Origin of the sequence: Pseudoalteromonas sp. SWYJ118 (assembly GCF_015864505.1) — a bacterium.
GTDB lineage: Bacteria > Pseudomonadota > Gammaproteobacteria > Enterobacterales > Alteromonadaceae > Pseudoalteromonas > Pseudoalteromonas arctica.
In genome coordinates, this window is record NZ_JADYXC010000008.1 from 82,563 (window position 1) to 93,594 (window position 11,032).

The window sequence follows — 11,032 nt, forward strand, 5'->3', positions numbered from 1 at the left end:
GTCTGAGGTATTTTTTTGTCTGAAATTTAAAAAGAGGATTATATTGATGTTTTATGATTTAGCTCGCCGTTTTATGTTTACCCGTGATGCGGAGTGGGCGCATGAGTTTGCACTTAATAATCTTCGTCGTTTTGCTAATACGCCTCTAAATATAGCTTGGTCACAAAGTGTTTCAGATAAACCCGTAAACTTTTTAGGTCTTGAATTTAAAAATCCAGTAGGGCTTGCCGCTGGCCTGGATAAAAATGCAGAATGTATAGATGCATTTAGCCAAATGGGATTTGGTTTTATTGAAGTTGGAACGGTTACACCGCGTCCTCAAGTTGGTAATGACAAGCCACGTATTTTTAGACTTCCAGAGTCAAACGCAATTATTAACCGTATGGGTTTTAATAATAAAGGTGTTGATAATTTAGTCGAAAATGTAAAAGCAGCAAAGTACAGTGGCATACTCGGTATCAATATTGGTAAAAATAAAGATACGCCAAATGAACAAGGTAAAGATGACTATATTCATTGTATGCGTAAAGTATTTGAGCATGCCTCATACATTACGGTAAATATTTCATCACCAAATACCCCAGGGCTTCGTGATTTACAATATGGTGCTGCACTTGACGATTTATTGCAAAGTCTTAAAAATGAACAGTTAGATTTAATTGCAAAGCATAATAAGCAAGTTCCTATGCTTGTAAAAATTGCACCGGATCTCGATCAAATACAAATAGAGCAAGTAAGTGAGTCACTTTTAAATAATAAAATTGATGGTGTAATTGCCACAAACACAACGCTTGAACGAGCCGCAGTCATGGGGCAGCAATATGCACAAGAGGCGGGCGGTTTATCAGGTCACCCTGTTAGAATGCGCTCTACAGAGGTAGTAAGTGAACTAAAACGCTTAACACAAGGTAAGCTACCAATCATCGGAGTCGGCGGTATTGATGATGCTATATCTGCAAAAGAAAAGTTAGATGCAGGCGCAAATTTAGTTCAGGTTTATACTGGGTTCATCTACAAAGGTCCACAATTGGTAAAGTCGATCGTTAACGGCTTATAAGGATCAGTTATCTAAGCTTTTGATCGTTAGCTAAATGTTCTAAGCAAACATTTTAAAAGTGGTCAAAAGCGGTTATACTCTGAGCAATAATTATTCAACATACCCAAGGAGGAGTAAATGTTACAAGCATCAAAGCAATGGCAGTGGATTACTTGTCCTGATAAAAATCGTTTGTTACTTGATTTAAATGACGACATGCAATTATGCACGCCTTATAAATTAAGACAGCTCACCGATTCTGTTTTTAAAAATCCACGTTTTAGTCTCGAAGATGCTGCATTTTACGAACAAGTTTATAATTATCTGGATGGATTTGAATTGTGGTCTGCGGCTCAAATTTGTCAAATATCATTAAATGCTACTGCTGTTAAGTATCACTTAAAACCCGTTTTAGCAAAAAGTTGGTTTTTTGAAGAATATACCGGGACAGAGCCAAGCGTAGAGGCAATAGTAAAATTAACATCTAAAGCGCAGTCAGGTGATTTTTTAATTGTAGAGCATTGTCCTGATGCATCTATTTGTTTGAATTTAAGTGAAACCTTTAAATTAGACGAAAACTTATCTTTAGCGCAATTTGAAGTAATCCGTATTTTGAATAATCGAGTACACCCCATCCTAAATCAGCAATATCAAAGTCAAACCGCGTAGGGTCTGTTGATCTTTGCGGATTAAAATTTGTTCAAACTAGGGGCTATTTAATCGCAGCGCGAGATTTGTAACCTAGTGGGCTAAGTAAAAACCGAGCAACAAAGAGTAAATAGCCCCTAGGAAGAACCCTTTGGGCAGCGCCTGTTTGGCATTAATGCTACGTTCTCGCCCATTTATGGGGAATAACCACACTGCATAGGCTCTGCCTTGCCTAAATACCAAACAGACTGCTGCAAATTTAACCTTGAAAGTTCAACAGACCCTTATCAAATTTAAGCCTTAAGCGTGTCTTTATGGCGTGTTTGTCGCCCAACCTATGTTATAATCCTGCGCAATTAGCTATTAAGGGTTATTACTTTGCAATTTATCGCACTTACTTCTATCGGAATCGAAAATTTATTGGTTGATGAACTAACAGAACTTGGCGCAACCGTGTCTAAGCAAACTGTTGGTTCTGTTCGTTTTGAGGCTGACTCATTACTTGCGCAAAAGGTTTGTTTATCAACTCGTTTTGCAACGCGTGTGCTTATGCTTATTGAAGAAAAAGAAGGCGTAGATGACAAAAATAGCCTGTATAATTTTGCGCGCTCGCAACCTTGGCAAGAATGGTTTGGACCTACGCAAACATTCGCTGTCGACTTCAACGGTACCAATGACTCATTAAAAAACACGCAATTTTCGGGTCTTGTAATCAAAGATGCGATTGTTGACTATTTTAATGATTTATACGAGCAACGTCCTAACGTTGATAAGCAAGATGCTAACGTGCGCGTAGTTGCACGATTAAATCGTTACGGCGTATCGATGTATATTGACTATTCAGGTCCTCGTTTGTCAGAACGTGGTTACCGCCAAGGCCAAGGTAAAGCGCCAATTAAAGAGCACTTAGCTGCTGCATTAATTAAGCGAAGTGGCTGGCTTGAAAATGTAAAACAGCCTTTATTCGATCCATGTTGTGGTGCGGGTACTATTTTGATAGAAGCTGCCGGTATGGCGCGAAACGAAGCGCCAGGATTATTCCGTGAAGGTTTTGCTTTTGAGCGTTTACCCAGTTTTAGAGCCGCTAAGTTTAAAGAGCTTAAAGAAGAGTTACTCGCTAATATTACTGATCCTAAATTGTGGTTAATTGGCCACGATTACGATGAGCAAGTATTAAGTAAAGCAATTGATAATGCTAAACGAGCCGAGCTTGACGACGTGATTAAGTTTAAGCAAAGTGATGCAACTAAACTTACAGCTGTTGCAAAATTACCGGGTGTTGTAATTTCAAACTTACCTTATGGTGAGCGTATTGGCTCTATGGCTGAGCTTGTTGATTTACACCGTAATTTAGGCGTTGGCTTTAAAAAGCACTTCAATCACTGGAAACTTGCCTTATTGGGTATGGACGAGAGCTTATTTAAACTTTTAAAACTTGTGCGCCTTAAGCGTTATAAATTTAAAAATGGCCCATTAGATGTTGAGCTTAACTTATATCAATTAGATGATAAGCAAGTAAGTTTGACCACAGATGACAAAAAAGCACTCAATTTTGAAGGTTCAACGTCATTCGCAAATAGATTGAAAAAAAATAAGCAAGGCTTAAAAAACTGGCTTAAACAAAATAAAATAGATGCTTATCGCGTCTATGAAGCGGATATCCCTGAATACAATGTTGCTGTAGATATTTATGGTGACTCTGCTGTAATTTTTGAATATGCAGCGCCTAAAGAAATTGATGAAAAAACATCAGAAAAACGCCTGCAAGACGTAATAAGTTTAACGGCTCAACAGCTTGAGATTTCACCTGAAAACATTGCTGTAAAAGTACGTAAAAAGCAGAAGGGCGAAGATCAATACACCGCTATGTCTAAACAAAACCGTACTATGGTTGTTGAAGAGTTTGGTGCTAAGTTCAAAGTTAATTTATTTGACTACTTAGACACAGGCTTGTTTTTAGACCATCGCTTAATGCGCCGTTATATTCAAGAAAATGCTAAAGATAAACGTTTCTTAAACCTTTTTGCATACACAGGTACAGCTTCTGTACATGCTGCTCTTGGTGGTGCTAAAGCCATTACTACAGTCGATTTATCAAAGACCTACTTAAAATGGGGCCAAGATAACTTTGATTTAAATGGTATTAGTAATACACGATACCGTTTTGAACAAGCTGATTGTTTAAAATGGTTAGAGCACGCAACGGCGCAATATGATCTGATATTTTTAGATCCTCCAACGTTTTCAAACTCAAAACGTATGAAAGATGCATTCGATGTGCAGAGCGATCACATTAAATTATTAACGTGGGTTAAAAAGATTTTGAGCCCATCGGGTACTTTGATTTTCTCTAATAACAAACGTGGCTTTGTAATAGATGAAGTTGGCCTGATTGGTCTAGGTTTAAAAGCCATTAATATTTCAGATAAAACGTTATCACCAGACTTTAAACGTAATAAAAAAATCCATAATAGCTGGTTAATCACACATGGCTAAATGGGTTTTATATCACACTGATGGTTGCCACTTGTGCGAGCAAGCTGAGCAACTTATCACTGAGGTACTTAGTAATACGAGTGAGTTATTACTAATCGATATTATGACTGATGAGCAGCTTATAGCTGAGTATCAAATTACTATTCCTGTATTAAAAAGTGAAAAAGGCGAGCAATTATTTTGGCCTTTTACTTTACACACTGTGCGCGAATTTTTAGCACAAGCAGAATAAGAGCAAATAAGAACTATGGATTTAATTAGAATTTTAAAAGCACAACTTGCTTTTGGTACGCATGCTTTGCTTAACAAAGCAGATGCCGTTATAGAAAGTGGCGAAAGAGTGTGTGTTGTTGGTCGAAATGGCGCGGGTAAGTCAACTCTATTAAAAGTGCTTGATGGCGAAGTTGTATTAGATGATGGTGAAATAAATCAGCTAGGCGGGATTAGAATTTCTCGTTTAGAACAAGATCCACCAAAAGGCGCAAATGGCACAGTATTTGATTATGTTGCGCAAGGTATGCCTGAGATTGCAAACTTACTAATTGATTTTCATCATGTAAGTAATGAGTTGCAAACAGTGTGTACTGATAAGTTATTAAACAAGCTTGAACGTTTATCAAATCAACTAGAAGCGGCTGATGGCTGGCGCTTTGATAGCCGAATTCAATTAGTGCTAACACAATTAGAATTAACGCCAGAAGCTAAACTTGAGTCTCTTTCTGGTGGTTGGTTACGTAAAGTAGCACTTGCACGTGCACTTGTCAGTGAGCCTGATTTATTATTACTTGATGAGCCAACAAACCATTTAGACATGGCAAGCGTCATGTGGCTTGAGCAATTTTTAAAAGAGTTTAAAGGCGGAATCGTATTTATATCGCATGACCGTGCGTTTATTCGCGCTGTTGCTACGCGTATTTTAGATTTAGACCGTGGTAAGCTTATTTCGTACCCTGGTGATTACGCTACGTACTTAGAGCAAAAAGCCCATGATTTAAAAGTTGAAGAAAGCCAAAATGCATTGTTCGATAAGCGTTTAGCCGAAGAAGAAACATGGATCCGCCAAGGTGTTAAAGCGCGTAGAACGCGTAACGAAGGTAGAGTTCGTGAGTTAAAACAGCTTCGTACAGAGCGTAAGCAACGTGTTGACCAAGTTGGTAAAACTGATTTCAATATTGAAACAGCAGATCGCTCTGGTAAGTTAGTATTTGAAGCTCAACATCTTTGTCATGCATTTAAAGACAAAGTTATTGCTGATGATTTTTCTACACTGGTAATGCGCGGTGACAGAATCGGTCTAGTAGGCCCAAATGGTATTGGTAAAACAACACTATTAAAGCTAATGTTTGGTGATTTAGAACCAGATAGCGGCATAACTAAGCAAGGTGTTAATTTAGAATTTGCTTACTTTGACCAATATCGTGAAAAGCTTGATGAAGAAGCAACAGTTCAAGATAACGTTGCCGAAGGTAAACAAGAAGTGATGATGGGCGGACGCTCACGTCATGTTTTAGGTTACCTGCAAGACTTTTTATTCCCTCCAGCACGCGCTCGAACCCCTGTTAAAGCACTCTCTGGTGGTGAAAAAAATAGACTACTATTAGCTAAACTGTTTTTAAAACCGTCTAATATCCTTGTTCTCGATGAGCCAACGAATGACTTAGACATTGAAACGTTAGAGTTACTAGAGGACATCATTAATCAATACCAAGGTACAGTGCTGATTGTAAGCCATGACCGTGAATTTATTGATAATACATGTTCAAGTGTATGGGCGTTTGAAGGTAACGGTAAAGTTACAGATATTGTAGGTGGCTATAGCGACTATGAGGCTTACGTTAACTATTTAGCTGAACAAGAAAAAAAAACGCAGCAGCAACCAGTAAAAAAAGTTGAAAAAGTAGTCGCTCCAGTTGCTAAACCTGCAGCTAAAACAAATAAACTCTCTTACAAATTAAAACTTGAATTAGAGCAACTACCGAATAAAATGGAAAAACTAGAAGCTGAAATTGAAGCTCAACAAGCTGTAGTTAGTGACTCAGACTTTTTTAAACAAGAGAGTGATGTAACAACTAAAGCATTGAACCATTTGGCACAACTTGAGTCTGACCTTGAAGCTGCGCTTGAGCGCTGGGAAGAACTTGAAGAATTACAGAATCAGTAGTAAGGACTAAAATGAAATATAAATTACTCGCTGCCAGTATTTTAGCGACATTAAGCACTTCAGCAACAAGTGCTACGTACCAGTTAAGTGAATTAGGGACTCTTGAAGACGCTAAATATTCTTATGTAACAGATGTAAGCGAAAGCGGGCATATTATTGGTTTCGCAAATGGTTTATACAATTTACCTATTGATATCAGCTATATAGATTTTACTGAAAATATTATTGAAAATAGCTACGATAATACAGAGGCTGCATTTGATTTAAGTGATAAAGAGATTACCTTTACACTTGATGACATTGAAAATAATGATGCAGTACTTACTAATTCTGATGCACATACTTTCATGGTTAGTTTTTTATCTTCAATTTCTACAAATTTTGAATATCAAAAATTAAGCTCATTAGTTGGCATAAAGTACAATGACACACAAGTAACAGAGCAACCGTTATTTGATGTTGCATCTGTTGATTATGATGGCTTAACGCGTTCAACTATTAACCTTTTTAATGCTGTAAGTGAAGACGGCGTTACTGTTGGTTGGGGCGGTGCTCCTTACGATAAAGTGTCTTTTACACCTGATGGTGAAGATGATGCAGAAACGTGGTTCACACATGAGTTTATAGAACGTGGGATTGTAATAAGTGCTGATGGCAGTATAAGTGTTGAGTTAGAGCCTGAGTTTAATGAATACGGCGGCACAAGCCGCGCTAACGATATAGTCAAAACAAATAGTGGTTACACTGTTGTAGGTAATATCTCTACAAGTATTCCTGATGACAGACAAGATAATATTGATGATAACTGTGATAATGAAGACGAACCAACGTCAGTGTGTATCAACTTATTAAATTCTAATATTTCACGAGGCTTATTTAATAAGCGTGCTGTTAAATGGGAACTTGATGAATCGTTAAATATTATTTCTGTTGAAGAGCTTGGTATGGCACTTACACCTGATGAAGGTGAAACGGAAGATGACGCATTTACGAGTACTGCTTTAGCAGTGAACAACAACGGTACAATTGTAGGTTCATCAAATACGCGTTATTACAAAAATGATGATACGATCCTTACAATGCCAGTCTATTTTAAAGACGGTGCAGTCACTGACTTTATTAATCAAGAAGACGATTGGCAGGCTGGTAAATCAATCGCTATTAATGATAATGATGTAATTACAGGTTATGCGACAAAGCGTATTGAAGGCACTCTTCGTAATAAATTCTTCTATCATGACATCGAAACAGGTAATACAGTTTTTCCAACTGATTATTTTTCAAGTTCAAGTTCTTATGGCAACGATATAAATAATCAAGGATATATTGTAGGCGAAGGGGAAGTGGGTGTATCTGATAGTTCACGACTCAAAGAAGCCTTTATTTACAAAATTGGTGAAGATAAAATCACTAATTTGAATGATTTACTGCCTTGTTATGACACTGATGGCGAAACTGACTACGCTTACTCAATGGTTGAAGCAACAGCTATCAATGAAAATAATGAAATATTTGGTACTGCGACTAAGACAGTTGAAAAACTTGATTCTTTAGGCGGTGTTGTAACTGATATCAATGGTGAAATTGAATACGAAAGTATTGCAGTTGCAGTTAAGTTAACGCCAATTGCAAATGGTGAAGTAGAAAACTGTGCTCCAGTAGAAGCAGAAGTGTATGAGCGTAACTCTGCTAGCTTTCCTTGGTATACATTATTGCTATTACCATTAGTTGGCTTAAGACGTATATTTCGCTTTTAAAGTTTACTAATATTGATTATAAAAAAAACCAACTTAATAAAGTTGGTTTTTTTTCGTCTATAATATTTTATAAGATTAGGATTGCCATGAATCTTATAATTATTATTTAGCTTTAACGCTACTAATTATTTCGCGATAACCATGCCTTTTTAACAGAACGACGCCAAATAATATCAATACCAAAATAGCCGATAATTGATGCAATAGAAGCACATACTAACGAACCTAGTAAAAATGCAGGACCAATAGTTTCTATGCTCTCTAGAAACCAAGACCAACTAGCTTCAAATACAAAGTGTTGCTCAGGCTGATTAAGTATTAATGTACCCACTAAGTATGAGCCATAAAAAATAGGTGGCATAGTTAGAGGGTTTGTAAGCCATACTAGTGCTACTGAGATAGGTAAATTAACTCTAAATAATATAGCGCCGGCTGCTGCTAAAACCATTTGAAAAGGAACAGGGATGAAAGCAAAAAATAACCCGACTGCAAATGCACCTCGAGCAGAACGTCTATTTAAATGCCAAAGATTTGCATCTTGTAAAAGGCGTCCAAATATTCTTAGTGATTTATGATGTCTAATTTTATTTGGATCAGGTAAAAATCTTTGGATCGTTTTTTTAGCCATTTAAAGCAACCATTTACATCAGTGTGGATAAGTCTTGGGTTTGTAATTGGCTGTATAGCAACCGTATTTTATTATCAAACTCTCGAATTTACAGTATTCACAATTTTCATTGTAATAATGAGCGCTTATTTTAAGCCGTTTTCAAACGTATTGTTAGGCTTTATTTGCGCAATTTGCTTTGTCGGACTGCATTTTTACCTATTTTATAGTTTTGAAATACCAAAACCGGATGAAAAGTATGCACTTGATTCTACATTAATTGTTGAAGAGGTTATTTCTGACAAAAAACCTCAATATATTAAAGTTAAAATAGTGGCATTAGAAGGGAGTAATTTCTCGGATTTTAGAGCACCCAAAGCAATGCTCAGTGTTAATTCTGCACAGTCTTTAATAGTAGGTGATGAATTTTCTGCTTTAATTCATTTAAAACATTTTCGTAGTAATAAAAATTTTAATGTATTTGATAATGAACGTTATGCTTTTATAAGTAGAATATTATTTAAAGGTAAAGTACTTAATAAAAATCTTAATATTATAAATAGCGACAAACAAAGCATAATTTTAGATTATCAACACTTCCTTAAAAACACTTATACGGATACAAAACTACAGTGGCTCTATTATGCATTGCTTAGCGGTGAAAAATCTTTGATGAGCTACGCTGATAAACAATTAATGCAATCTCTTGGGCTAAGTCATTTACTTGCTATATCGGGGTTACATATTGGTTTGATTTTTAGCTTCGGTTATCTATTTACTCGATTCATTTTTGCAAAGATTAATTCTTCGATTGGGCAATCATCCAACCTGACTCTTTATTACAGTTCATGCGGATTTTTAGTAGCCTTGGTTTATGTATACTTAAGTGACTTTTTAGTATCTGCAACGCGAGCGCTTATCATGCTGGGTTGTTATTTATTATTGTATTTTCTTGCTAAGCAGCCGCTGCGTTGGCGGAGCATTTTATTTGCCTTGGTTATTGTTCTTATTGTTAACCCATTTAATTTACTCAATCCAGGTCTCTACTTTTCATTTTTAGCTGTTGCTATCATTTTTACAGTTATTAATAAATTACCAATATTAAACACTCGCATAAAAAATAAAGTTATTTCACTGTTTGTTATTCAAATAGCGTTATTTATTGGTTTATTGCCACTTTCACTCTATTTTTTTAATGGGGTAAGTATTGCGGGTTTGATAATAAACTTAATTGCTATACCGCTGCTTTCAATCATTATCTTACCTTTTTTAATTGTTTTTACATTACTGAGTATTTTCTTAGATATAAGTATTTTAATAAACCTGTTTGATACTGGCTTATATGCGCTATTTAAATTGCTTAATGAAATACCAGAATCGTTAAGGTGGATAACGACTGGCAGAATTGACTCAATATTTGTCGTTTTTACTTATATTATTATGTTGATGGTTTATTTTCTTCCTTATAAATGGCTCGCTTTTATTCCAGCAATAACGCTTTTATTAAATTATTGGCTAACAGAAAAGTCTAAGTGGCAACTACATGTATTTGATGTTGGGCATGGACTTATGGCATTAATTGAAAAAGATAATCAAGTGCTTATTTATGATTTTGGCCCCAGTTATTTCAATCGCTTTAGCCGTACGCGAAGTATTTTATTGCCTTATATTAAAGCAAATAATTTAACAGTGAAAACGGCGATTCTAAGTCATGAAGATAATGATCATGCTGGAGGATTACAACATTTCATAGATGCTGGCTTTGGTGAAACATTACAACAATTTCATCCTAAAAATACACATAATGTATGTGAAGTCATAAACATTGATTTTGCTGGATTAAAAGTACAAAGCTTTAGTACAAAAGGGTTTGGAAATGAAAATGATGATTCATGCGTTGTTAGGGTATCAGATAATACTCATAGCGTTTTACTTACTGGTGATATATCAAAAGCGCGTGAAGCATCGTTATTAGCGGATAATACATCATTAAAAAGTACAGTAATGTTAAGCCCGCATCATGGCAGCGATACATCCTCAAGTGTTAATTTTATAAATAACGTTGCTCCCCAAGTAGTCATTCATTCAAGTGCCTATAAAGGGCAATGGGAATTCCCCAAGCCCATTGTCGTTGAACGGTATAACCAAATAAATGCTCAGCAATTTACGACAGGCGTTGAAGGGCAAATTAGTATTAAATTTTATGCAAAGAATTTGGCTATAGAAACAGCAAGAGGGCAGGAAAGTTACTGGTTTATCAAAGATTGACGTTTAGTTTTATCTCATCGGAGGATACAATACAGATTGTTTCTGTATTTAGAGAGTGT

At 36.1% G+C, this 11,032-nt stretch carries 8 protein-coding genes; 7 read left to right on the forward strand and 1 reads right to left on the reverse strand.

What is annotated here, in order from left to right; translation table 11 throughout:
- The first annotated feature begins 46 nt into the window (after positions 1–46).
- The 6 genes from pyrD (at position 47) to I6F48_RS09950 (ending at position 8,098) form a co-directional block, all read left to right on the forward strand.
- Positions 47–1,057 carry a quinone-dependent dihydroorotate dehydrogenase gene (gene pyrD, locus I6F48_RS09925; protein WP_197119329.1) on the forward strand — a complete coding sequence of 337 codons (1,011 nt, stop codon included), beginning with the start codon at positions 47–49 and terminating at the stop codon, positions 1,055–1,057.
- 117 nt (positions 1,058–1,174) lie between these two features.
- Complete coding sequence (locus I6F48_RS09930; RefSeq protein WP_007586900.1) at positions 1,175–1,705, forward strand: cell division protein ZapC; 531 nt, start codon at positions 1,175–1,177, stop codon at positions 1,703–1,705.
- Positions 1,706–2,062: 357 nt separating this feature from the next.
- Positions 2,063–4,180, forward strand: coding sequence for a bifunctional 23S rRNA (guanine(2069)-N(7))-methyltransferase RlmK/23S rRNA (guanine(2445)-N(2))-methyltransferase RlmL (gene rlmKL / locus I6F48_RS09935; protein WP_007586899.1), 2,118 nt, complete (start codon positions 2,063–2,065; stop codon positions 4,178–4,180).
- On the forward strand, positions 4,173–4,412 hold the full coding sequence (locus I6F48_RS09940; RefSeq protein WP_007586898.1) for a glutaredoxin family protein: 240 nt from the start codon (positions 4,173–4,175) through the stop codon (positions 4,410–4,412). Before rlmKL ends, I6F48_RS09940 begins: the two co-directional genes overlap by 8 nt.
- Positions 4,413–4,427: 15 nt before the next feature.
- A complete protein-coding gene (gene uup / locus I6F48_RS09945) occupies positions 4,428–6,341 on the forward strand; it encodes an ATP-binding cassette ATPase Uup (protein ID WP_010552661.1) in 1,914 nt (637 codons plus the stop codon).
- 11 nt (positions 6,342–6,352) lie between these two features.
- A complete protein-coding gene (locus I6F48_RS09950; RefSeq protein ID WP_024589193.1) occupies positions 6,353–8,098 on the forward strand; it encodes a DUF3466 family protein in 1,746 nt (581 codons plus the stop codon).
- Between the two features lie 121 nt (positions 8,099–8,219).
- On the opposite strand, the gene I6F48_RS09955 is transcribed toward I6F48_RS09950, so the two are convergent.
- Complete coding sequence (locus I6F48_RS09955; protein WP_007586895.1) at positions 8,220–8,726, reverse strand: DUF2062 domain-containing protein; 507 nt, start codon at positions 8,724–8,726, stop codon at positions 8,220–8,222.
- On the opposite strand from I6F48_RS09955, the gene I6F48_RS09960 reads away from it, so the two are divergent.
- Positions 8,706–10,973: a DNA internalization-related competence protein ComEC/Rec2 gene (locus I6F48_RS09960; RefSeq protein WP_197119330.1), complete on the forward strand. Its 2,268-nt coding sequence runs from the start codon at positions 8,706–8,708 to the stop codon at positions 10,971–10,973. The two genes, I6F48_RS09955 and I6F48_RS09960, sit on opposite strands and share 21 nt — an antisense overlap.
- The last annotated feature ends 59 nt before the right edge of the window (positions 10,974–11,032 follow it).